Raw genomic sequence first — 23,167 nt, forward strand, 5'->3', positions numbered from 1 at the left:
TTCGCCAGACGACGCTACTGGGCCTTACTCGGGCTCTGGTCGAGCGATCGCATCAGTGCCTCAACCATCTGGTCGACGCTGAAGCTTGCCGAACGTTGGCTTGGCGGGAATTCGCGGAAGGTCTGGAGGAATGGCGCAACACGCCAGACGCCGTACTGGATGAGATAGGCGTTCTTCGCCAGCCAGTCGTAATACTGGTCAGAGACGACATCGGCTCGCTCGTATGGATCCATCCTGAGATTGAACACCTTCGGCGCGCGCAGGCAGACGAAGGGATTGGCCCATACCACAAAGCCACCCGGCTCCCGCTGCTCACAGAAGACGATCTTCCAGTTGTTGTAGCGATAGGCGACGAGCTGCCCGTCGTCATTGAAGTAATAGAAGTCCTGACGGTTCGATTTCTCTTGCTGGTCCGTGAGATAGGGAAGCTGGTTATAGCCGTCGAGGTGGACCTTGAATTGGTTGCCACCGATCGTCGTGCCTTTCACCAGCTTGTCCTTGATGTCGGGATCGCCAGCGGCCGCAAGCAACGTCGGGAACCAGTCCAGGCCTGATATCATCTGGTTGGAAACCTCGCCGGCCTTGATATGCCCAGGCCAGCGCACCAGAGCCGGAACGCGGAAGGCGCCTTCCCAGTTGGTATCCTTCTCGCTGCGGAACGACGTCGTAGCGGAATCCGGCCAGGACCACTGGTTCGGTCCGTTGTCGGTCGTGTAGACCACGATGGTATTGTTGGTGATGCCAAGGTCATCAAGGGCTTTCAGGAGCTTGCCGACGTCGCCGTCATGCTCGATCATGCCGTCGGCATATTCGTTGCCGGGCATGCCGCTCTGGCCCTGCATCGAGGCCCGCACATGCGTGAAGGCATGCATGCGGGTGGTGTTCATCCAGGTGAAGAAGGGTTTGCCCGCCTTGACCTGCCGGTCCATGAAATCGATCGCGGCGGCTGTGGTTTCATCGTCGATAGTCTCCATGCGTTTCGTATTGAGCGCACCGGTATCTTCGATCTTTCCGTCTGCCGTGGCCTTCAGGACGCCGCGCGGCGAATTGGTGCGGACGAATTCGGCATCGTCCTTCGGATAATAGGGACGTTCCGGTTCTTCTTCGGCATTCAGGTGATAGAGGTTGCCGAAGAACTCATCGAAACCGTGTTTCGTCGGCAGGAATTCGTCGCGGTCACCAAGATGGTTCTTGCCGAACTGACCCGTCGAATAACCGAGCGGTTTGAGGGCCTGGGCGATGGTGATGTCACGCGACTGCAGGCCAACCGTTGCGCCGGGAATACCGACCTTGCATAGACCAGTGCGCAGGCAGACCTGGCCGGTTATGAAGGTGGAGCGGCCCGCTGTGCAGCTGTTCTCGGCATAATAATCCGTGAACATCAGGCCTTCCTTGGCGATGCGATCGATGTTGGGCGTGCGGTAGCCCATGACGCCGAAGGAATAGGCGCTGATATTCGTCTGGCCGACGTCATCACCGAAGATGACGAGGATATTCGGCTTGTCAGGCGTCGCAGGAGCCGCCTCCTGGGCATAGGTCGTCGAAATGAAGGGTGCAGCCACGAGGCTCATCGCGACTGCTGCCGTTGCCGAAAGAAGTCTCCCGGAGAGTGTCGTGGCCATCACGTCCTCCCCATCACAAGGTCGTTCAACATTACGCTCTCCCTGGTGTCAGGCAGGGCGGCCCTGCCGGAACTGGATCATCGCCATTCAACCGGGAGAGACTTCTACTTTGAGGGCGTTCGCGGAAGTACGTTACCGTAAATGCCGGTGTTGCTAGACGTAACCGCCCACGTAAATCGCGCTCGTTACTGCGTCAGCGGCTTCGATTGCGGATCGGCGCGAAGCGTGTCTTCGACTTCTACTGGTTTTGCGGCGGCTGGCAGAGGCTGTCCGACGATCGTCAGCGGTGCTGCGACCGCCGTGCCGGCGACCTTGCCCACTGTCTGCACCGTGCCGCCTACGACGGCGGCAACGCCCTCGCCGAGGGTGATGTTGGAATCCGTCAGGGGTTGGCCAGTCATCAGCCGCTGGCCGATCAGCTGGACGATTTCAGGGCTTTCGGCAAATTTGCCGTGATTGAGCTTGTCACCGGTGTTGACCTTCGTCAGATCGATGGCCGTGATACCGGCCGCCTCCAGCCTGCTGCGATAAGGTTCCTTGGACGGGTCGATGGCGCCAAGCCGGGATACTTTGCCGGTGATGAAGCTCGAGACTGCCAGAGCCCGATCATCCTGCGAGACGAAGATCGTGAATTTCGGACGGGGCGTGCCCATTTCCCCGAACTGCTTGGCGAAGACCTGTATGTCGATATCGGGTGAGGCCAGAATGACGTCGCGGATCTTAGGATTCACATGCCCGTCACGGATGCCCATCTGGCGTAAAGATTCCATGGCGAGCCAGGTTCCCATGGAATGGGCAAGGATGGTAATATCCTTGACGCTCGGATCCTGGGCGAGGATTCGCAGCGCCTGTTCGAGTGCCGTGCGCGAATAGTTCGTGCTTTCCTTGTCGTATTCATAGGCCGTCAGCTTTGCACGCGAAGGCCAGGTGAAAAGGACCGGCGTCGCCTTCATGCCGCTGTCGTGGACGATCTGGGCGAGGCGGAAGACGGAATCCTCATAGGTATTGTTGAAGCCGTGTATGAAAACGAGTGCGTGGCCGTCAACGAGATGCTGTTGGAACCAGGCGCGTCCTTCTGCCCGCGTCTCGAGCTGCTCGACCCGCGTGACGGCGAAATCGGTGGCCGGGTTGGGCGGCAGTTTTTCGGGCCATTGTACGGTGCCGGCCGCACGCTTCGGCGGAATGGAAATTGCGATATCCGTCAGGTAGGGCTTCGGACTGCGCTCCCCATTGAACAGCGTCGCGGGATTTGCTGAAGGCTGACGGGTAGTCGCCACCAGCATCTCGACCTGCGATGTTTTCGGAGTATTGGCCGTGAGGGCCACAGGGGTCATCACCCCGGTCGGATGGCCGCAGCCTGCCAGCACGGAAAGTGCGGCGAGGAGAATGCGTCGCAGCATGATCACTTCCTGGTTCAACAGTCCGGCACTTTAGGCCGCGCCACATCGCGGATGGAAGTAAGTTACCGTAAATGCGGGTGTTAATACGAGTCTTTGTAGCAGCCTCGACAGCGACGAGGTGAAGGGTCGCGAACTCAACGGGAAGCCTGCGCCTCGCCCACGATGACTGTGCCTCCCTGCGCCGGGGGGGCTGCTTTTTCCTGCGAGAGCAAGGTCTGCTGCTGCACCTCGCTATCGGAGGCGCTGCGCCAGAATTGCCAGCCTTCGCCCTGTATAAGACCGCTGTCGGCGAGATCCTTCCAGTGGCTGAAAGTGCCAGTGTCCGTATAGACGAAATTGCGGGCGTCTTCGGGCGAGGAATACATAGTGTATTCGGCGGTATGCTCCGAGCGGTTGGCGGGATCGGCGACTTTGTTGAGGAAGCTCGACAGAAACTTGAAGTGCAGGAGGGCACTGGTAATACCAACGGCGCCGCGCATTTCACCAAGGTTCAAGGCGAGCGGCCAGACCTGGTGCGAGGATTTGAGATAGAGGCGCTCGCCGGATACGTAGATCAGCGGGATCTTGTTGAGCGCGGGGCCATCCCAGATGCGGCCGCGAAAATAGACGCGACCTCGCACGCCGCCCTTGATCCAGATGGTGCGGCTGTTCCTGTCGAAATGCGATTCATAGCCCGAACGGTCGAAGAGGCTGCAGACCTCAAGCGGGTTGCGGCCGGGCTCGCAGATGTTTTCGCTGACGGGATTGCGGCTGTACATGTCGATCATGACCGAGCGCAGCGAGCGGGCACCGACGGATTCCATGTAGGCGGTCAACTGGCTGATCGAACGCGTATCGCAATGCGGATAGACGAGAAACTCATCCGCATCGACATAGAGAACCCATTTCTCCTGGCAAAGACGGTTCATGACGGCGTTGATCCAGTCATTGCCGAAGCGTGCAGCCTTGTAGGAACCGGTAGCTGACAGCAGTGAAACATCCTCCATGCCGGAGAGGAGCTCGGCCGTGCCGTCGCCTGAGCCGTTGTCGATGCAGATGAAATGCTCGACACCGAGATCGCGATAATATTGCAGGAAGAACTCCATTCGGTGTCCTTCGTCGCGGATTACGCAGATCAGCACGTGGCGTGCCTGCTTCAGGCTGTCGCGAAGGCCGGCATAGCCGACCTGGCCGGCCTTCAGCGAACGGCGCAGACGGGCCTTGGCGTAGTGCGAGATGCTGGTCGTCAAAGCACTCATTTCTGCTCCTGAACACTCGCGCCGGCTTTAATGACCAGCTCTGCCTGCAGGGATCGGGCTGACTTTTCGTCAGACGACATAGTCGCCGGCGAGCAGGGTCTGGACACGCGGATTGGGCATCTCATTCTGAAGTGCATGTCTCACGCGCTCGCGCATCGAACGATATTTGTAGACCACCTTGCGATCGAAGCTGATGCCCCGGTAGAGCGCGTTGTAGGCTGGGTGTGTCTTGCGCAGATCGATATAGACTTGGCTTTCGGTATCGCTCCACGGGAAAAACGTGCCGTGCCAGGGTTTGGGGTGCGCCATGTAGTGAACGATGGCGAGCGAGGACATGTCCACCAGATGCAGGAACTGCTTGGGGAAATTCCAGCGGTTCGACACCAGGATGAGCGAGGAGCCGCAAACATAGTTCAACGCCCCCTGATCATGCTTGCCGTCACATGCTTCCGGGTTCGTGGCAAAGAGTTGCAGCGCTTCCGGCCCGATCCAGCCATCGCGGTGGAATTTCAGAACGCCCGCGTTGAAGTAATTGCTGTCCTTGCCGTTCTGCAGCAGGCCGTTGATGGACGTGTAGTCGCGGGCTGCGAAGAACTTTCCAGGGGGCGCGAACGCATTTTCGAGATCGGCAAGGCTGCTGACGATCTGCGTGTCGCCATCCAAATAGATGATCTGGGTATAATTGTCCGGCAGGATCTGGGCGAGTACGAGCTTGGCCATGGTGCTGACGCTGATACGGCCCATGAAATGCGAACCATCGAGCTTGCCGAGGGATTGGTGCAGTGCTTCTGTCGCATCCATCAGCTTGACACCGCTCAACGCCAGCAGGCTCTTCAGCTCCTCAAAATTGTCCAGATGTTCAGACATAAGGACACAGACATCCGTCTCAGGATTTGCAAATTTTCGGGCCTGCAGCGCCGAAAGAATAGTCGGAAAGGAATATTCGACATCCGTAACGTAGGCCACGCACTGATTACTCATGGTACAATCCTTCTCGTCGTTCTTTGTCGGCAAGTGTCTTTATTGAGTTTGTAAAAAACTTCTCTTTGTCGAGTTGCTGTCCTGTACTTGTCACAAGCGGGTAGTTTCTTATCCGAGCGGGAGCCAATCGTGCCTTGTCGGCGTTTTGAACGCGGCGGATTGTGAGAAAATTAACCATTGCTATCGCTCCACTACCAAAAGCCAAGTGTTGTGGATTTAGCTCTGTAATGTGAAGGTCGGCACGGGGCGCATGTGGGACGATGGAAAGGAATAAGGCATCGCAATGCTGAACGGCACGATCATTGTGATACTGATTTCGCTCGCAGCCGGAGCGGCCATTCGCGCCTGGGCCTTCGCTATCTTTGCGATCGTCGTGGCCCTCGGTTTCGGCATCGTAGCTCATCAAAGCGCCTCGCTGCTTGGAGCCGCGCTTTACGGTCTCGCTATCCTCGTGTTGATGCAGGTCTGCTATGTGACGGCTGTCTTTGTGGCCGGGCTTTGGCGCCGCAGCCGCAAGCCGTCCCAGGAGAGTGCGATTGTCGACCCGGCGCCCGTGCCGAGCAAGCAGCGGCAGGGCTGACATCACCGACATGTTTTCTGCCCCGCACATCATCGTGATGGAAATACCGGCGTACTCATCAGAGATGCCGGCGTCCTCTGCAGACGGGTCATGCGGTTCTGCTGCGCGTAGGGGGCGGTCAGGCAACCGCTTGCAAGCCCGGCCGTGATGCTGAAAAGCAGGCCGAGGTCGGTGCTGCTCCCGGAAATGGTCGCCGAGGCAATCTGCGCGACGGAGGCGAAAACGGCAGCCATCCCAATCGCCCGGTTTTCACGGCTCGCCAGCTTGCTGCGAGCAGCAGCCCTCAGCAGGCTGTAAAGGAAGAGCACGAATAGAACCGTCCCGGTGAGGCCGACGTTCGACAGAAGTGCGGCGGCGAAGCTCGATGCGCGAACGGTGCCGAGGCCTGCCCCGAAAGTGGCCGTCTCCACAAAGGAGATCAGCGCCAATGTGTTCCAGGCGGTGCGTTCCTCGCCGGATTGCGATTCGAGCTTGTTGGCCAAGGTGATGTTCGCCAAATCACTGACGGCGTTCCATGCGCTCGGGATCAGGGCTACAGCCATGATCACGCAGGGCACCATGAGCAGAGTGATCAAAAGGAAGGTCGCATAAGGACGTGTGGCCTGGCCGCTCAAAAGCCGCTTGAGGCTAAACAGGATCGCAACACCGATCATGAAAAGGCCGGCGACATAGGCAGTCGTCGAGGTGCAAAGGATCAGCGTTAGGCCGATCGATACCGTTGCAAAACCGGTAAAGCGGCTCGGGAAGCGCTCAAGCCAGAGGATGAGGGTGAAGCTGAAAAACACCAGAGCCGCCGCCCCATAGGCACTTGCCTCCGGGAAGGAACCGACGATGCGCTTGAAGCCGCCGATGACCTCAGCTGTGTGCATCGTATAGTTGGCGTTGCGCATGAAATCGAGCAGGTCCGGCTGACTTATCGTGAACGTCGCAATATCGAGCAGGGCAAAACCCAGGCAGACGAGCGCCGTGACGATGAGCTGGCGGGCGATGAAGCGCCCGTGCCCGAGCCGGGCAAAGCCGCAGACAACGGCGAAGCAGATGAGGTCGCCGAGCAGGTAGACGGACTGTGTGAGATTGGAGGACCCCGGCGCCAGCGGCGATGCCATGATCGACATCAAGCCGGAACTGCTGCGTGCGGATGAATAAACCAGTGTCGCGCCGGCGAAAATCCGGGGCAGGAAGAAGGCCGATACGGCGGAAAACAGAACATAGGCCGCAAACCAGAAGCCGGGGCCGGGATAGGCCAGGCTCGTCAGGGCTGCCTGCTTCTGGCGCGGACGCAGCAGCACGCCGATCGTGACGAAGAGCAGCAGCAGATGGCTCGGTTGAATGCTGCTGCCGCCGAGCGCGGGAAGCTGGAAGGCTGCGGCTGCACCGAGCAGCGTTGAGATGCAGAGCGCCGTGATCGCAAAGCGGGATCCATAGTAGACGAGCGCCAGGCCGAGCAGGAAGACGAGGAAGCCGATCGGTTCGATGCTCATGCGGCAACCTCCGGTGAATGTCCAAGGTCCGCTGCCGCCTTACCATACAGACCATGCGCGCTGCACGACGAAAGACCAAATCCGGGCATGAACTCAATTCTCACGCTAACAGGCATATTCCTATTATGATCTCCTAATTCGATCCCGTTTGCGATACCCAATTCGGAGGAGGCGCGTCGCCTCGGGCTACGTTGGGAACAAGGGCGGCAGCCGGCTGTTGGGCCTGCCGGGTCTGCGGGGCAGCTGATGAGGTATCGACAGCTGCCTCGACGCCGATTTCGATGATGTCATGCGGCAACAGGGCCGTGTTTTCATCAGCCACGATATTGCTGTAGCTGCCGTCCTCGTTGCGGCGAACGATCTTGAAGTTCTTTTTCGCCTTGCCGAGGAGCGTCGATTCCGCACCCATGCGGGCGAGTTCGGCGCTGTATCCGGCCTGATCGCCGAGGAGTTGCGCCACCTGCATGTCGATGCCCGCCTTGTTGATGGCGAGGCTGAGCGTGTTCAACTCCTGCTGGTTTTCGGCATTGCGCTTATTGATGACGTCAGCCTTTTCGCGCTGGCTCTCATTCAGGCCCTGACGGGATTTGGTGAGTGCGATCTCCAGATCCAGCAGTTCGCTCTGGGTTTCTGCCAAGCTTCGATCGACGGAAAATTGGCGGGTATTGCTGGTCAAGCCCTTGCTGACGAGGCTGTTGACGTTGTTCAGCTCCTGCTGCGCGAGATCGATCTGCCGCTTCTGGGAGACGATCTTGGCCTCGAGAGACTGGATTTCCTGCGTGTAGAGACGGCTCAGGTCATCAGCCGCCTCGACCTTACTGTTGGTCTCGACACCCCGCAGGCGCATCAGGTTCAGTTCTTCGGCCTTGAGCTTGTCGATATCGGGCACGCCGGCGATCTCCGAGGGAATGTCGAAATCGGGCTGACCGGCGATCTCGGCGCGCAGGCGTGCGGCACGCATCAGGAGATCGCGGCGGTTCAGGACGGCTGTGCGATAGTCACCAGCCGCCTGAATGCGGTCTCGGTCGTAGTAGCTGCTGTCATCACGCGCCCGCATGTAACCGCCTGCAATGCTGACGGCTTTCACGACGGTCATATTGGCCTCGAACGGATAGCGTCCCGGCCGCTCTATGCTGCCGTTGACGAAGATCGGTGCGTGCTGGTCAATTTCGACGGCGATGAAGGGCCTCCCGGGAAGATCGGCTTTTTCTGCCAATGCGTCCGAAATGGTATCCGACAACTGCTCGGTCGTCTGGCCGAAGGCCCTGATCTGTCCAGCGATCGGGATTGACAGATTGCCCGCATCATCGACGCTGTAGGTTCCGTCGAGAGCTTCCCAGCTCGCATATTTGGAATCGGTGGAACGCCATTCCACGACCCGCAGCTTTATCTTGTCTTCGGGGACGAGCGTGTAGTTGTCGGCGTGGGCAGCACTCCATCCCATCGCGCAGGTAAAGACGGCGGCCAGGCCAACGAATGGAAGACGATCAAGGAACGACATGGGCCACATGGCGTCTGTTACCTCCGTTTTGCCGCGATGGATGGCGAAGGCATCTCGCGATTTGAGGACTGGCTGAGTTCGAGGATGCGCATGGGAGATGCACGTCCCATCAGCAGATCGGACAAAGCCAGGAAATTGCCGTTCAGCCGGCCACGACGGTCGACCGCGCGATCATTGAGCAGGGTGCCCCGGGCGTTCGCCAGGATATTGCGGCCGATCTGCGCCAGCGCACGGTTCAACGACATGGTGCCCTTGCGCACCAGATGCATGGGATTTGCGACTTGCGAATAGCCGAGCCTCTTGCCGGGCTGGCGTCCGGACTTGACGCCGAGATGGACGCCACAGGCGCCCGAAATACGCACCGATCGTCCGTAGCGGGCGATGGACCGGCTGAAATCGACATCTTCGAGCCAGCCATAGAGTGGCAACTCCTCGTCGAAGGCGAGCCCGTGGCCGACAATTGGCGCCAACCGAACGGCCATATTGCATCCATAGGCGTTATAGACCTCGGTCACCTTCTCACCTCTTTCGCCTGCGGTCTTGATAACGTGCACGGCTTCGGACTGGGTCAGCCCTCTGCCGAGAATGCCATCGGCGAGGACGTCTCCGGTGGCGATGACCACATCCGGATTGTCGGCGAAAACGGCTGCCATGCGCGGAATGAAGCCGGGCGCGGGAATGAAGTCGTCGTCGAGGAAGATCAGCACGTCCATGTCCGTGCTTGCAGCTTCAATGATCCGGTTGCGCTGGCAGGTCAGGCCGCGGGGGCCGACCTTCAATTCCACGCCCTTTCGGTCGGCGAGCCCGGCAGCGTCATCCAGGTTGGGGACGCAGATGATGATGCGCTCCGGGTGAGGCTCAAGGCTGTCGATATAGGTTACCGTCTCCAGAAGCGTCGCCGGCCGGCCCGCCGAGGCAATGCCGACGGCGATCTTCAGCGTGGGTGCTTGTAGCGTCGGAGCCATCATGTCTGAACACTCGCTGGCGTGTTATTGATGATAGCGCCGAGGATTTCTGCGCCGACATTGCGCATGCTGTCGATGACACGAACGGTCTCGTCAATCGAAGTGCGGCCGTAAGAGGTTACGACGAGAACGCCGTCCAATTCCGGTGCGATCGCGTTGGCGTCCGGCGACGAGGTGAAGGCGGAGATATCGACGAATATGGCGTCGAATTCCTTCTTCAGGTCGGCGAAGTTCAGCTGGGTGCGGCGCGAGCTCAGGCGGATGGCGGGCGTCACGGCGCGGACCTTGCCAAGAGGCAGGAACTTAAGCGTCGGGGTCAGTGACAGGGTGGCGGTGCGGATCGCCTCGATATTGTCGAGCACGTCGATCAGGCCGGCTGAACTGTTCGGCGCAATGGACTTGCTCAAGGAGGATTTTGTCGCCGCGGCATCGATCAACAGGGTGCGTGCGCCTGATATCGCCGAGAGAACGGCAAGCTCGCACGCGATGGTGGATGCTCCTCCGCCGGGGTTAACGGCCACGATGCCGATCACCACGCGCCGTCTGCGACGGAAGCCGGTGACAGTCGCACCAAGTTCGGCCATTCCGGGGATCATCGGATAGGTGACGGTGCCGCTATCGTTGGCAGTAGACAGCGCCGCTGCGCGGGCAGTCCTCTTTGCGCGTCCGAGAGGTGTGACGAAAGACAGGCCGGCCGCCTGCGAGAGCTGGTTGGTGCGCATGATGCGCCGGTCGCTGACATGGCGGATCATGGCAAGGCCGAGGCCCGAGCCGGCGCCGACGACCAGCGCGAAGGCGAGGATCAGCGAATTGTTCGGCTGCGCCTTGGAGAGCGGTGAGGTGGCCTGTGAAACGATGGTGGCGTCGGAGACAGGATAGGAAATGCGCTGCTTGGCCTCGGTGTACTGCGTAAGGGTGTTTTCGAAGAGGGTGCGGCGGGCGTCGGTCGCGCTCTGCAACTCAGCAAGCTTGAACTGGTCGCGCGGATTCGCCTTGAAGGTGGCAAGCGCACTTGCGGCATCGGCAAGCCCGCGCTGCTGCTCATTGACGAACTGTTCCAGCCATTCGCTGTATTGCTGGGCCGCAGCAGCCTTCATCTGAACATTCTTGCGTATGTATTGCTGGGCAACCGCATCGGCGATCTCAACCGCCCTCTGCGGGTTGGATGCGGATGCGGATATTTCGAGGATCGTCGACTGGCCAATGCGGCGCATCGCGACAATATTGCGCAGCCGTGCGATCGCCCGGTCGGTCCGCGGCGCTTCCCGGTTCGCCGCAGCGGGCTGGGCATTGCCCGAGGTCGTATCAACCTGAGCCGTCTCCGGCTGGGCGGTGCTGACAGGGTTGCCGGTCAGCCAGTCCTTGACCTTGTCCTGCAGGGAAAGAGACTGATTGGCAAAGGCCGGATCGTTGGCGAGATTCAGCGCGCTGGCGGCGCCGCCAAGGACGTCGCTGGACTTCGCTATTTCAAGCTGTGCATCGATGAAGGCGTCTTCGGCGAACGCTCTTTGAGCGTCCGAGCCGTTCACCTGCGGGAAGACCATAAGCTGGGTACTCGCCACGTAGGTCGGTTTGGCGATGAAAAGATAGGCGGCGGCAAGTGCCAGGAAGATCAGGATGGTAGACACGATCCACGGCCAACGCATCCTGACGAAAAAGGACATGTCCCGCAGTGTGAGCGACGAACTACCGCTGGCGGTGGCCGGCAAAGATATCGGGGCGACGCTGCTGAAGACGTGATTTGAGTTCATAGTGTCCTGATCCAAAGGGCGAGAGTGTCTTCTTCGTTGGTATCCAGCAAGTGCGCATGGCCCTGGTCGGAGCCACGGCGTTCTTGGATTAGTAGCAGCCGCGTTGTGAGAACAGAGCGGGAACCGTCTTCGCGATGATGATGAAATCGCGCGTGAGCGACCAGTCGCGGACATACTGGACATCGAGCGCAACGCGATGTTCATAGCTGACATCATTGCGACCACTTGTCTGCCATTGTCCTGTCAGCCCCGGTCTTGCCGCCATATAGCTCGTGACATGCTCGCCGTAGCGGGCGAGTTCGTCGGCCGTCACCGGCCGCGGGCCTACAACGCTCATTTCGCCGCGCAAGATATTGATGAGCTGCGGGAGCTCATCGATGCTGGACTTCCTCAGGATCTCACCGACAGCGGTGATGCGCGGATCGTTCTTCAGCTTCCGCGTCGTTTCCCACTCGGCCCGCGCCGAGGGATTGGCGCGTAGCAACTCGGCGAGCTGGGCGGCGGCATCGGTCTTCATGGTGCGGAACTTGAGACAGCCGAAGGCGGCGCCCCCATATCCGATGCGCGTATGCGAATAGAAGACCGGCCCGGGATCGCTCAACTTTACGATGAGTGCTGCGATGAGCATTAGAGGCGACAGCAAGACCAGAGCAGCGGTTGCCAAGACGATATCAACCGCCCGCTTGGATGCCTTGCCGACCACATGAGGCCGCGATACTCTACGAGGATTCTTATTCGGCCCGGACTGGTCAACGTTCGGCCAGGATTCACGAACTTCAATACTCTGTGCTTCCCAAGTCATCGACCGACTCCAAAAGTTTAGAACCTCATGAAGTTTGGTGCAGCGCAATGTGCTTGTCTGTGACCGCGGTCATAATGATTAGCAAATTCTTTATGCTAATACTGTAATGCTACGGAGTTCTCTACGAATTCGGCGGCAGGGGATTTCTACACCCTAATTTATTCGAAAATTTAACTTATATGACGGCTTGCGCGCACGGCTTGAATAGATGAAGCCGGGCGTTGTAGCTATTTTCTGAACAATTTTAATCCCGATAGCCCCAAAAATGGGCAGGTTGGCGTAGTACTCCCCCTGAATTCGACGGATACTAGAAAAAATATAATCTACATAACTGGTGGTATTGTCACTATTATTTGAGATGCTCTTGTCATCTTCGATTGTTATTTGACTCTCAAGTTAGGACAATATAAATGATGCAGTGCAGCATCAGCTACGACCAATCTGTTTTGTTGGGGAGTTATGCGCATGGACGGAGCTACACAAACGAGAGACTATAGAGTCGCTATGGGCAAAGCGGCTATTAGCGTTGTTCCGGATACATCTTTGAACAATCGCATCTCAAGTGACGACGACTTCCCGTTCTGCCGCGCGACTGTACGCAACTTCCGTCGCGGCGAACTTATTGCAGGCGCTGGAGTCTTTGTGGACATGTTCGCTCGCGTGCAGCGCGGGCTGGTCAGCGCCAGTACGATGCTGCCGGACGGCAGGGAGTTCATCGTCGAGATCATTCCGAGGGGCGGTTTGATCGGCGAACTCGAAGTATTACGTAAGCAAATACTGAATTTGGAGTATAGAGCCAGTTCGGATTGCGAGCTATACTTCTTCGAGGGTAGGTTGTTGCGGGAGAGGTACGCAACCGATCCGCAGTTCCAGGAGAAGGTTTTTTCGAGAACGCTTGCGCGTGTTTCCGAGTTGGAGCGCCGCATCATTTCGAACGCCGGATCCAGCCTTCAGTCGCGCCTGGCGACAATGCTTCTGCGGCTATCTTCGGTCTACGGAAAGGATGCGCCGGCGAACCGGGATGTGCTGATAATTTCCCAGAACGATCTGGCGGCGACGCTTCCGGCTTCTCGTGAAAAAGTCAACCAGTGCTTGCGGCGCCTGCGTGAATGCAAGGTGATCGACGGAGCCCAGGGCAGGATCCGTATTCTCAACCGCAAGGCGTTGGAAGCCTATGCCGAAGGTGCGGCGTCGGCAAAATAATGCACCTCATCACGATCCGGCTGCTATCCGCAGCCGGTCCGTGACCAATTCACCCTCATGGACGGCTTAGGGGCCTGGCCGTCAAAAGCATCCATTGTGTCTGTCGTCGGAGAGCTTCTATGAACGACATCGGCCAACTGCGTCCTGATGAGAATGGGCCTGCTGTTTCGACGTTGCGGTGGCCGGCTTCCGGACGCTACGCAAAAATATGGAGGGACGGCATCGCGGCGCACCCGGTGCTCGACCGTGTGGTCGTCATTGACGATTATTCGACGGCGAGGGGTGGGGCAACCGCCCTTGCGGTCCTGTCGGCGACGCTCTTCTGCGGACTTGGCATTGCCGTGACCTATATCTGCGGCGACGGCGGAGCGAACGAGGAGCTTGCGTCCCTTGGCGTTTCAATCGTCAAGCTGAATAGCCGTGACCTCCTAAGTTCCAATCGAGCCAAGGCCTTTGCGACCGGCATTCACAATCCGGCAGCCGGCAGCATGATTTCCGCCTGGGTGCGCGCCAACGATACGCCCAAGACAGCCTATCATGTTCATGGCTGGCATCAGATCCTGTCGCCGGCGGTCTTCGACGCGCTTGCACCCGTTGCCGACCGATGCGTCGTTCACGCCCATGATTTCTTTACCGGTTGTCCCAATGGGGCCTTTTTCGATTATCAGGCGCAGGAGATTTGCCGGCGGCGCCCGCTCGGGGCAGGCTGCATCACCACCTCCTGCGACAAGCGCAGCTATGCGCAAAAGCTGTGGCGTGCGGCCCGCGGTGCTAATCTCTTGCGTGCGCTGAGAAGCCGTCCCGCCTTCAGCAAGATCATCCTGCTCCATGAAAAGATGGCCGAATTCCTGGTGGCCTCCGGCTACCAGCCGGAACGGCTCGTCACCATCCGCAATCCGATCGCGCCACTGACGGCAGAGCGTGTCGCAGCCGAGGACAACGACGAGTTTGTCTTCATCGGTCGGCTGGACGAGGAAAAGGGTATCGAAGACGCGCTTGCCGCGACGCGCAGAGCCGGAGCAAGCCTTTGCGTGATTGGCGACGGGCCGCTGATGCCGAAGGTCGTGGCGGCCGGCGATCATGTCCGGGCCATGGGCTGGCAATCGCATGCCGAGATCGGCCGGATCATCCGCAGCGCAAGCGCGCTTGTCATGCCGTCCCGTTATCCGGAGCCGTTTGGCCTTGTGGCGATCGAGGCGGCGCGCAGCGGCCTTCCCGTCATCATGACGAGGGGTGCCTTCCTTGCCGAGGAGATGGAGAGGGCTGGAATGGCCATCTCCTGCAACACGATAGATGAGGAAGCCTTTGCAGCAACGCTGACGGCTTTCCGGCACATGCCGAAGGAGGATGTTCGCCTCATGAGCGAGCGTGCCTTCCGGCTGTCGCCCAATCTGGCAACGACACACGAAGAATGGCGCGATGCCCTTCTCGCGCAATACCGCAGTCTGATTCCGACGAATGTAGTGCCCGAGCCGAAGGGCGGGGCGATCGTACAAGGAGCGTTCAGGTGACTGTCAAAGCAGCAAGCTCTCTCCCCGAAACAATGACATTCCGTGGCGATGCGCCCGTCGTGGCAAGAAGCCGGGCCGTCGAAGCCGGCAGCAGGGCCGATGCGAAGCCGCTTCGCGTTGCTATCGTCCACTATTGGCTGGTATCGATGCGTGGCGGTGAAAAGGTGGTGGAAGAACTGTGCCGCATGTTCCCTCAGGCAGACATCTTCACGCTGGTGTATAATCCCGATCGTACCAGCGATTTCCTGAACAGTCGCAACATCCAAACGTCCTTCCTGCAGAAGATTCCGCGGTCTACGCGCCATTATACAAAGATGCTGCCGCTCATGCCCTTCGCGCTCGAGCATTTCGACCTTCAGGACTATGATCTTGTTATTTCAAGCGAATCCGGTCCCGCCAAGGGAATCATCACGCGGGCGGATGCGCTTCACATCTGCTACTGCCATTCGCCGATGCGCTATATCTGGGACCAGTTTCACCTGTACCGGCGCGGCGTTTCCTGGATCGGCAAGGCAATGATGTCACTCACGGCTCCCATACTGCGTGCCTGGGACGTGACGACCGCCTCGCGCGTCGATACGTTCGTTGCGAATTCCAGCTATGTCGCGGGCCGTATCCGCCGCTTCTATGACCGCGACGCCGTCGTCATCTATCCGCCGGTTGCGACCGACGATTTCGCCATCGGGCAGGGTAAGGGTGAGTTCTATCTCTATGCGGGCCAGCTCACCGCCTATAAGCGGCCGGACATCGCCGTCAAGGCCTGCACCGAAATGGGCCGCAATCTGGTCGTGATCGGTGAGGGCGAGCAGGAAGCCTATCTGAAGTCAATCGCCGGCCCGACGGTGCAATTCCTCGGCCATCAGCCATTCCCGGCTTTGCGCGATCATCTGTCGCGCTGCCGCGCGCTACTATTCCCCGGCATCGAAGACTTCGGCATTCTGCCGGTGGAGGCGATGGCGTCCGGCCGGCCGGTTCTGGCTTTCGATGCGGGTGGCGCACGCGAAACTGTCTGCGCACCGCATGTCGGCTTCCGCTTTGCCGAGCAGAGTACGGAAGCGCTGATGGAAACGATGGCAGCCTTCGAAGCGGTCGAGGACACGCTCGATCCGGTGGCGATCCATAACCACGCCCTGAAATTCTCCGCAGCGGTTTTCCGCGACCGTCTCGGCTCGCTCATCGATGAGCAACTCGCCAAGCATGGCCATCCGGCCGCAAGCCCCGTCAGGAGGAAAGTAAGCTGACACGCCCAAAAACCCCGGAGCGGCGGCCCCGGCGCTCCCCAGAAGAGGTTCGTTGCTCATGGCCAAGGAATAAATCGTGTCAAGCGTATCGCATAGAACGGCGACAGCAAGTATCTGGACGATCAGCGGAAAATTCCTGGCACGACTGCTCGATTTCGCGAGCCTGCTCATTCTTGCAAGACTTCTGAGCCCGGCAGATTTCGGGATCGTCGCCATTGCCACATCGGTTCTTGTCATCGTCGAGGCGATCCTCGATCTGCCGCTCACCCAGGCGTTGGTGCGCATTCCCTCGCCATCCGAGCGGATGTTTGCAACAGCCTTTACATTGAGCCTCATCAGGGGAACGGCGATCAGCCTGCTGATGATTATCATCGCCTGGCCGATGGCTCTCCTTTACAACGATCCGCGGCTTTTTCAGCTGGTTGCCGTGGTTTCGATCGCGCCTGCGATGCGTAGCCTGATCAGCCCGCGCATGGTGCTTTTCATGCAGCGCTTCGACTTCCGGCGCGAATTCGCCCTCGACATCATCGCCAAGGGATCGACCCTCATCTTCGGCGTCGGTGTCGCGGTTGCGACCAACAGTTACTGGGGGCTGGCAATTGGCGCCGTTGCCGGTCCGACGGCGTCGACCATCGTCTCCTATATCTTCGCGCCGATGCGGCCGAGGCTCAGCCTTTCGGAATGGAAGCACTTCCAGGACATGATCGGCTGGAATACGATTTCGCAGGTTCTCAACTCACTCAACTGGCAGATGGATCGGCTGCTGCTGCCGCGCTTTACCAGCCTTTCCACCTACGGTGCCTTCAGCGTCGCGGACAATCTTGCCGGCATTCCCTATCAGACATTCGTCGGTCCGCTGCTCCGCCCGCTGATGGCGGCCTTCTCCAATGTCAGCGACCGGGGCAAGCAGATCACCGCCTATCTGAAGGCCACTAATGCAATCATGGTCGTTGCGGCGCCGATCCTGCTCGTCATCATTCTTCTGGCCGAACCGATCCTGCGCATCGTCGTTGGCGAGAAATGGGTCGTTGCAGCGCCGATCCTGCAGTGGCTTTGCATCGTCAGCCTGATCGGTCTGCCGACGACCATCATGCCGCCGCTTGTCATGGTTCTCGATAAAACCCGCTATGTGGCGCTCAGGATGTTTGTTGAATTCGCAGTTAGGGCGCCGGTTACAGTGCTCGGCGTCATGATGTTCGGGCTTGACGGTGCGCTGGCAGCGCGTGTCATCGCCGCTGTCGTTGCCTACGTCGTCTGCCTTGTCATCACGGAGCGGCTGATCGGTGCTTCGATTGGCGCGCAGCTCTACGCGTTTGTCCGGCCGCTTGCGGCCTGCCTGCCGATGATCGGTTTCCTGCTCTGGGTTCAGCCTGTTCTCATTGCCATGCCGCTCGGCATCGAACTCGTCGTTGGTGTCGGCTTATGCAGCGGTGCCGCGCTTGCGATCTTCTGGGTTTTCTCCCTGCTCCTGTGGCAGGCCGTGGGGCGGCCCGACGGGCTGGAGGCCATCGTCGTCAGGAAGATCATGCCCTGGCGGAACGGAGTCGTCGTTTCATGATCGGTTCGCAAAACCCCGCGACGGGGTCGAAATCTCCGGGAGGGAGAAACATGCGTCACGCGAAATTTGCCGGAAGATTTGCGCTTCTGATCGTCATCGGCCTTTTCGGCCCGCCTGGTCCGCGGCCGAGCGAGGCAGAAGAGCCGCTCAATCTCGACGATTTCCAGCTGACCTTTGCCGAAGATTTCAACACGCTCGATGCTTCGGCCTGGGGCGAGAACGGGTCGCGCTGGATCGCGCATACACCGTGGAATGGCGATTTCGGCGATGCCCAATTTACCGACCCGATGGACGGTTTCCCGTTTACGGTCAATGACGGCATCTTGCGGATCGAGGCCCGGAAGGATGCGGATGGTAAGTGGCGCTCTGGTCTGCTCGCCTCCACCAATCCGAAGGGCGAAGGCTTCTCCCAGACGTTCGGCTATTTTGAAGCGCGTATGAAGCTGCCGCCCGGCAAGGGCGTCTGGCCAGCTTTCTGGCTGATCGGCCTCGACCGGTCCAAATTTACCTCGGAAATCGACGTGATCGAATATTATGGTCGCGCGCCCGGCGAGTTCAGCATGGGCTATCATGTCTGGCGCCCGAGCAACCAGCACACGACGGACGGTCATCTGACGAATGTGCCCGAAGGCTCGCTCAGCAGCAACTACCACACGTTTGGCGTCGATATCGGCCCGCAGAAATCAACCTTCTATCTGGATCGCAATCCCCTCTGGAGCTTCGACACGCCGCCGGAATTCCACATGCCCTTCTATCCGCTGGTCAATCTTGCGCTCGGGTCAGGCTGGCCGATCGATGAAACGCCGAATCCGTCCTATCTGCTGGTCGATTATATCCATGTCTATCAGCGCAAGAACCTGATTTCGGCCAAAAACGATTAGGGCCGGATGGCGGTCTGCGAGCGTTTGAGCGCGTCGAGTACGATGCCGGTCAACCGGCGCGATGGGGAGCTGCGCGGCCAGAGCATCCCGACCTCTCGCGGTGGAAAGGGCACAGGCAGTTCGAGGACAGCGAGGTTGAGGCCTTCCGGCCAGGGTCTTGCCCAGTCCGGCACCAGCGAGACGCCGAGCCCATTAGCGACCATGACCGAGATCGCTTCGAGGGAATCGAGTTCCAGACGTTCAGCGGGCTTCAAACCCTGTCTTTGAAGATATTCGTCGGCAAGGCGGCCGCCCCAGTTGTTCCGGTCGTAGCGGATGAAGGGGCGGGTCTTCAGGAGCGCGTGCGGGTTCTCGCCCCGGCAATCGGCGGGGGCCACGAGAACCAGACGTTCGGCCCGCAGCAGCTCCCATTCCAATGTTTTCGGTATCGAAAAAGGTGGTTTTACGATGATTGCCGCGTCGATATTCCGGTCTATCAGCCGCTGGTAGAGGTCGGTCGACGGCCCTGGCAGCAGGAAGAGCTCCACTAGTGGCATGCTGGCGAAGACCTCATGCAGGGCTGATGGTAGCAGCCCGGTCAGCGCAGTAGTGATGGCGCCGAGGCGGAGTTCGCCCGAGGGGAGATCGGCATTGGCAAGGCTGCGCAGATCGCGGACCTCGGCGAGGATCCTGCGGCTCTTTTCGATGATGGCGTGGCCGGTATCGGTCGGGCGGACACGACGGCCGACCCGGGTCAGCAGCGGCACGCCGACATCGTCTTCCAGCGCCTGCATGCGCTGGGCGACCGCGGCCGGCGTAATGCCGAGGCGGCGGGAGGCTTCGGCCAGCGATCCGAGTTCGGCAACCAGCAGGAAGGTATCGAGAAAGCGCGTTTCCATAAGAAAAGTTTTTCTATCTTCTGAAACCAGAAAAAGCGAGATTTTTCTCCTTTTCGTGATCGCCATAATGCTGGCGAAACCGGAGTATCTGCCTTGGATATGCAATTGAATGGAAAGACCGCGCTTGTGTTCGGTGCGGGTGGTGGATTGGGCGGTGCGATTGCCCGCTCATTGGCCTTAGAAGGTGTTCGCGTCGCCGTTGCCGATATCGATGAAGCCGCGGCCGCAAAGACGGCGGAAGGCATCGTTTCCGCGGGGGGGAAGGCACTGGCGATCGGCTGGGATATCGCCGATCTCTCTGTCATCGAGGCGAGGCTGGCTGTGATCGCCGATACTTTTGGGGCTGTCGATATCCTCGTCAACAATACGGGCGGACCGCCACCGACACCGGCCTCCGGTCAATCGGCGGAAACCTGGTCGAAATATTTCGACATGATGGTGCGCTCGGTGATTGCCGTGACGGATGCCGTGCTGCCCGGCATGAAGGCGAGCGGTTGGGGCCGTGTCATCACCTCCACGTCATCAGGCGTCGTGGCGCCGATCCCCAATCTGGGTATCTCCAACAGCCTGCGCCTGGCGTTAGTCGGCTGGTCGAAGACACTCGCCCGTGAGATCGGCCGAGATGGGATTACCGCCAATATCGTGCTGCCAGGGCGCATCGCGACCGGCCGCATTACTTTCCTCGACGAGCAGAAGGCGAAGCGCGAAAACCGGCCGGTGGAAGAGGTGACGGCCGAGAGCACAGCCGCCATTCCTGTCGGGCGTTACGGCCGGCCGGAGGAATATGGCGACACGGTTGCTTTTCTCGCCAGCCCGCGCGCATCCTATATTACCGGCTCCGTCATCCGCATCGACGGCGGCCTCATCCAGAGCATATGAGGTGCAATCCATGTCTCTAGATCCAGCCGTTATCGAAACTCTGAAGGGCGTTTCCACAGCGACTCTGACAACCGTGCTTCTGAAAAAGGGGCTCAGGAATGTCTGGATGCGCGGCACAAAGCCGCTAAGGCCGGGCCAGGAGCGGGTGGTCGGCCCAGCCTTCACGCTGCGCTTCGTGCCGGCGCGGGAGGATCTGGCGACGCCCGAAAGCTGGGCTTCGCCGATCTCCACACGGGCGGCGATCGAGGATATGCCCGAAGGATGCATCGCCGTGGTCGATGCGATGGGTGTGCAGGATGCCGGCATCTTCGGCGATATTCTCTGCGCCCGGATGATGAAGCGCAAGGTCGCGGCCTTGGTCAGCGATGGTGTGGTTCGCGATCTGGAAGGTGTGCTTGCGAGCGGGCTGCCCGTCTGGTGCGACGGCATGGCGGCACCGCCTTCCGTCGCCGGGCTGACCTTCGTCGGCTGGCAGCAGCCGATTGCCTGCGGCGGTGTTGCGGTTTTCCCCGGCGATATCGTCGTTGCCGACAAGGACGGCGCCGTGCTCATCCCGGCCGCCCTGCTCGACGTGGTGCTTGCTGAAGCGCCGGAACAGGAGCGTATGGAAGGCTGGATCATGACCGAAATCGACCGGGGCGTGCCGCTGCCCGGTCTCTATCCCATGAACGCGGAAACCAAGGTACGCTATCAGGCGTGGAAGGATGCACAATGAGCTTCGGAACTGACGCAAAGGGCGTCTATGCGATCGCAACCACGCCATTCCTGCCTGATGGTACTCTCGATGCGCCGTCAATCGATCGGTTGACCGACTTCTATCAGGACAGCGGCGTTACCGGCATGACCATCCTCGGGATCATGGGCGAGGCGCCGAAGCTTGAGCCCGCGGAATCGCGAGCAGTCATTCGCCAGGTGGTCGGCCGTTCAAGAGTGCCGGTCGTTGTCGGCGTCTCTGCACCTGGATTTGCGGCGATGCGTTCGCTCGCCCGCGATGCGATGGACATGGGGGCTGCCGGCGTGATGATCGCGCCGACGCCGGCGCTTCGCACCGATGAGCAGATCGTCCAGTATTTCGCGCAGGCCGTCGAAGCCGTCGGCACGGACGTTCCGTGGGTGCTACAGGATTATCCGCTGACGCTGACGGTCGTCATGTCGGCCAGCGTGGTTGCCAAGATCATTTCCGATCATCCCTCCTGTGTCATGCTCAAGCACGAGGACTGGCCGGGGCTGGAGAAGATCTCAAAGCTGCGCGCCATGCAGAAAGCCGGCGAGCTTCGGCCCATCTCGATCCTCTGCGGCAATGGCGGCATGTTCCTCGATTTCGAACCGGAGCGTGGTGCCGACGGCGCCATGACTGGCTACGGTTTCCCGGACATGCTGGTGGAACTGGTCAATCTGTTTGCTGCGGGAAAACGTGATGAGGCGCATGACCTCTTTGATGCCCATCTGCCGCTGATCCGCTACGAGCAGCAGCTCGGCGTCGGCCTTGCCGTTCGCAAGCATGTCCTGATGCGCCGGGGCGTCATCACCTCGGATGCGCAGCGTAAGCCCGGAAGCGTACTCAGCGCCACGGCGCGGGCGGAGGTCGACTATCTACTGCGCCGTCTTGCGCGGCATGATCCACGCGCACCCGTTTGACGAAAACGGCTCCCCGCGGCAAAGCGGGAGCCCGCTCAATTCTGCGCATTGAGGACACGCACTGGCTTTCCGTCGATCCAGGCTGCGATATCCTCCACGGCGTCCCCGTAGAAAATGCGATAGGTTTCTTCCGTCACGTAGCCGAGATGCGGGGTCGCCACGACATTGGCGAGCCGCCGGAAGGCGTGATTTGCAGGCAGTGGTTCCTCGTCGAAAACATCGAGGCCGGCGCCGCCGAGACGGCCGCTTCCCAGTGCTGCGATCAGTGATTGCTCATCGACAAGCGGTCCTCGGGATGTGTTGAGAAGGATGGCGCCCGGTTTCATCAGGCCGAGTTCATGATTGCCGATGATGCCCTTTGTTTCGGCATTCAGGGTCAGATGCAACGAGACGATATCGGCGGCGCGGAGCAATTCGTCCACGGTAGCGGCATAGCCGATGCCGAGTTCGGCACTCTTCTCCGGCGTGTTGGAGCGCGACCAGCCGATAACGTTCATGCCGAAAGCGTGGCCGTAAGCAGCAACCTGCCGGCCGAGCTTGCCAAGCCCGGCGACGCCGAGCGTCAGCCCTCTGAGGTCGCGCCCGACCGACAGTTGCCATGGGTCCTTTGCTGCGCGGAAATTCGCGACTTCCGTGGGGATATGGCGAACGATCGCCATCAGCAGCGCCCAGGTGAGTTCGGCAGCCGAACCGACGAAGCCGCCTGTGCCGGCAACCGTGATGCCGAGACGGGCGGCAGCGGCCATGTCTATCGAGGCATTGGCCATCCCGGTCGTGATCAGCAGTTTGAGCTTCGGCAGGCGGCCAAGGCATTCGGCATCGAAGACGGTGCGCTCCCGCATGGCGACGATGATCTCGTAGTCCGCGAGCCGAGCAATGAGGGCGTCTGTGTCTGCGACACGGTCGTTGAAACAGTCGATCTCGACCTTCGCCTCGATGCTGCTCCAGTTGGCCATGGACAGGGCGACGCGCTGGTAATCATCGAGAATGGCGCAGCGTAAAGGCATTCGAAGAACTCCATGAAACATCGTTGCTGGCTGTCCCGGCCAGAGAACCA

The 23,167-nt window shown here is 59.9% G+C and carries 21 protein-coding genes; 10 read left to right on the top strand and 11 right to left on the bottom strand.

Annotated elements, in window-relative coordinates; genetic code table 11:
* Nucleotides 1-14: 14 nt before the first annotated feature.
* The 4 genes from H4W29_RS13710 to H4W29_RS13725 all read right to left on the bottom strand — a co-directional run bounded on the left by H4W29_RS13710 (nt 15) and on the right by H4W29_RS13725 (nt 5,241).
* Complete coding sequence (locus tag H4W29_RS13710) at nt 15-1,622, bottom strand: arylsulfatase (RefSeq protein WP_192729386.1); 1,608 nt, start codon at nt 1,620-1,622, stop codon at nt 15-17.
* Between the two features lie 185 nt (nt 1,623-1,807).
* Nucleotides 1,808-3,022 carry an alpha/beta hydrolase gene (locus H4W29_RS13715; protein ID WP_192729387.1) on the bottom strand — a complete coding sequence of 405 codons (1,215 nt, stop codon included), beginning with the start codon at nt 3,020-3,022 and terminating at the stop codon, nt 1,808-1,810.
* 134 nt (nt 3,023-3,156) lie between these two features.
* A complete protein-coding gene (locus H4W29_RS13720) occupies nt 3,157-4,260 on the bottom strand; it encodes a glycosyltransferase family 2 protein (RefSeq protein ID WP_192729388.1) in 1,104 nt (367 codons plus the stop codon).
* A gap of 69 nt (nt 4,261-4,329) precedes the next feature.
* Nucleotides 4,330-5,241 (bottom strand): glycosyltransferase family 8 protein, encoded by a 912-nt coding sequence (locus tag H4W29_RS13725; RefSeq protein WP_192729389.1) that lies wholly within the window; start codon nt 5,239-5,241, stop codon nt 4,330-4,332.
* Nucleotides 5,242-5,524: 283 nt separating this feature from the next.
* On the opposite strand from H4W29_RS13725, the gene H4W29_RS13730 reads away from it, so the two are divergent.
* The gene (locus H4W29_RS13730) at nt 5,525-5,821 is read left to right on the top strand and encodes a hypothetical protein (RefSeq protein ID WP_192729390.1); all 297 of its coding nucleotides are present in this window, start codon (nt 5,525-5,527) and stop codon (nt 5,819-5,821) included.
* Between the two features lie 29 nt (nt 5,822-5,850).
* Here the strand turns inward: H4W29_RS13730 and H4W29_RS13735 are convergent, their stop codons facing one another.
* The 4 genes from H4W29_RS13735 to H4W29_RS13750 form a co-directional block, all read right to left on the bottom strand.
* Nucleotides 5,851-7,302, bottom strand: coding sequence for a hypothetical protein (locus H4W29_RS13735; protein WP_192729391.1), 1,452 nt, complete (start codon nt 7,300-7,302; stop codon nt 5,851-5,853).
* A gap of 133 nt (nt 7,303-7,435) precedes the next feature.
* Entirely contained in the window at nt 7,436-8,812 is a 1,377-nt protein-coding gene (locus H4W29_RS13740) for a polysaccharide biosynthesis/export family protein (protein WP_192729392.1), read from the bottom strand.
* An 8-nt stretch (nt 8,813-8,820) separates the two neighbouring features.
* Nucleotides 8,821-9,771: a glycosyltransferase family 2 protein gene (locus tag H4W29_RS13745; protein WP_192729393.1), complete on the bottom strand. Its 951-nt coding sequence runs from the start codon at nt 9,769-9,771 to the stop codon at nt 8,821-8,823.
* Nucleotides 9,768-11,396, bottom strand: coding sequence for a tyrosine-protein kinase domain-containing protein (locus H4W29_RS13750; protein WP_312872302.1), 1,629 nt, complete (start codon nt 11,394-11,396; stop codon nt 9,768-9,770). The genes H4W29_RS13745 and H4W29_RS13750 overlap by 4 nt, the downstream gene beginning before the upstream one ends.
* On the opposite strand from H4W29_RS13750, the gene H4W29_RS34665 reads away from it, so the two are divergent.
* On the top strand, nt 11,386-11,508 hold the full coding sequence (locus H4W29_RS34665) for a hypothetical protein (RefSeq protein ID WP_281401423.1): 123 nt from the start codon (nt 11,386-11,388) through the stop codon (nt 11,506-11,508). The two genes, H4W29_RS13750 and H4W29_RS34665, sit on opposite strands and share 11 nt — an antisense overlap.
* A 99-nt stretch (nt 11,509-11,607) precedes the next feature.
* On the opposite strand, the gene H4W29_RS13755 is transcribed toward H4W29_RS34665, so the two are convergent.
* Nucleotides 11,608-12,321: a sugar transferase gene (locus tag H4W29_RS13755; RefSeq protein ID WP_192729395.1), complete on the bottom strand. Its 714-nt coding sequence runs from the start codon at nt 12,319-12,321 to the stop codon at nt 11,608-11,610.
* A gap of 465 nt (nt 12,322-12,786) precedes the next feature.
* On the opposite strand from H4W29_RS13755, the gene H4W29_RS13760 reads away from it, so the two are divergent.
* The 5 genes from H4W29_RS13760 to H4W29_RS13780 all read left to right on the top strand — a co-directional run bounded on the left by H4W29_RS13760 (nt 12,787) and on the right by H4W29_RS13780 (nt 18,715).
* A complete protein-coding gene (locus H4W29_RS13760; RefSeq protein WP_376776564.1) occupies nt 12,787-13,524 on the top strand; it encodes a Crp/Fnr family transcriptional regulator in 738 nt (245 codons plus the stop codon).
* Nucleotides 13,525-13,643: 119 nt separating this feature from the next.
* Nucleotides 13,644-15,035, top strand: coding sequence for a glycosyltransferase family 4 protein (locus H4W29_RS13765; protein WP_192729397.1), 1,392 nt, complete (start codon nt 13,644-13,646; stop codon nt 15,033-15,035).
* Entirely contained in the window at nt 15,032-16,276 is a 1,245-nt protein-coding gene (locus H4W29_RS13770; protein ID WP_192729398.1) for a glycosyltransferase, read from the top strand. Before H4W29_RS13765 ends, H4W29_RS13770 begins: the two co-directional genes overlap by 4 nt.
* A gap of 76 nt (nt 16,277-16,352) precedes the next feature.
* The gene (locus tag H4W29_RS13775; protein ID WP_192729399.1) at nt 16,353-17,834 is read left to right on the top strand and encodes a lipopolysaccharide biosynthesis protein; all 1,482 of its coding nucleotides are present in this window, start codon (nt 16,353-16,355) and stop codon (nt 17,832-17,834) included.
* Between the two features lie 50 nt (nt 17,835-17,884).
* Nucleotides 17,885-18,715, top strand: a complete 831-nt coding sequence (locus H4W29_RS13780) for a glycoside hydrolase family 16 protein (RefSeq protein WP_192729400.1) — start codon at nt 17,885-17,887, stop codon at nt 18,713-18,715.
* On the opposite strand, the gene H4W29_RS13785 is transcribed toward H4W29_RS13780, so the two are convergent.
* Nucleotides 18,712-19,593: a LysR family transcriptional regulator gene (locus H4W29_RS13785; RefSeq protein WP_192729401.1), complete on the bottom strand. Its 882-nt coding sequence runs from the start codon at nt 19,591-19,593 to the stop codon at nt 18,712-18,714. The two genes, H4W29_RS13780 and H4W29_RS13785, sit on opposite strands and share 4 nt — an antisense overlap.
* Nucleotides 19,594-19,686: 93 nt before the next feature.
* On the opposite strand from H4W29_RS13785, the gene H4W29_RS13790 reads away from it, so the two are divergent.
* From H4W29_RS13790 to H4W29_RS13800, 3 genes are read left to right on the top strand one after another with little or no spacing between them, the layout of a single operon-like run.
* Nucleotides 19,687-20,472: an SDR family oxidoreductase gene (locus H4W29_RS13790; protein WP_376776565.1), complete on the top strand. Its 786-nt coding sequence runs from the start codon at nt 19,687-19,689 to the stop codon at nt 20,470-20,472.
* A 10-nt stretch (nt 20,473-20,482) separates the two neighbouring features.
* Nucleotides 20,483-21,187: a ribonuclease activity regulator RraA gene (locus H4W29_RS13795; protein ID WP_192729402.1), complete on the top strand. Its 705-nt coding sequence runs from the start codon at nt 20,483-20,485 to the stop codon at nt 21,185-21,187.
* Nucleotides 21,184-22,110, top strand: a complete 927-nt coding sequence (locus H4W29_RS13800) for a dihydrodipicolinate synthase family protein (RefSeq protein ID WP_192729403.1) — start codon at nt 21,184-21,186, stop codon at nt 22,108-22,110. The genes H4W29_RS13795 and H4W29_RS13800 overlap by 4 nt, the downstream gene beginning before the upstream one ends.
* Nucleotides 22,111-22,145: 35 nt before the next feature.
* Here H4W29_RS13800 and H4W29_RS13805 read toward each other — a convergent pair whose 3' ends face one another.
* Entirely contained in the window at nt 22,146-23,117 is a 972-nt protein-coding gene (locus H4W29_RS13805) for a D-2-hydroxyacid dehydrogenase family protein (RefSeq protein ID WP_192729404.1), read from the bottom strand.
* Nucleotides 23,118-23,167: the final 50 nt, after the last annotated feature.

It is taken from the genome of Rhizobium viscosum (assembly GCF_014873945.1).
GTDB classification, from domain to species: Bacteria; Pseudomonadota; Alphaproteobacteria; order Rhizobiales; family Rhizobiaceae; genus Rhizobium; species Rhizobium viscosum.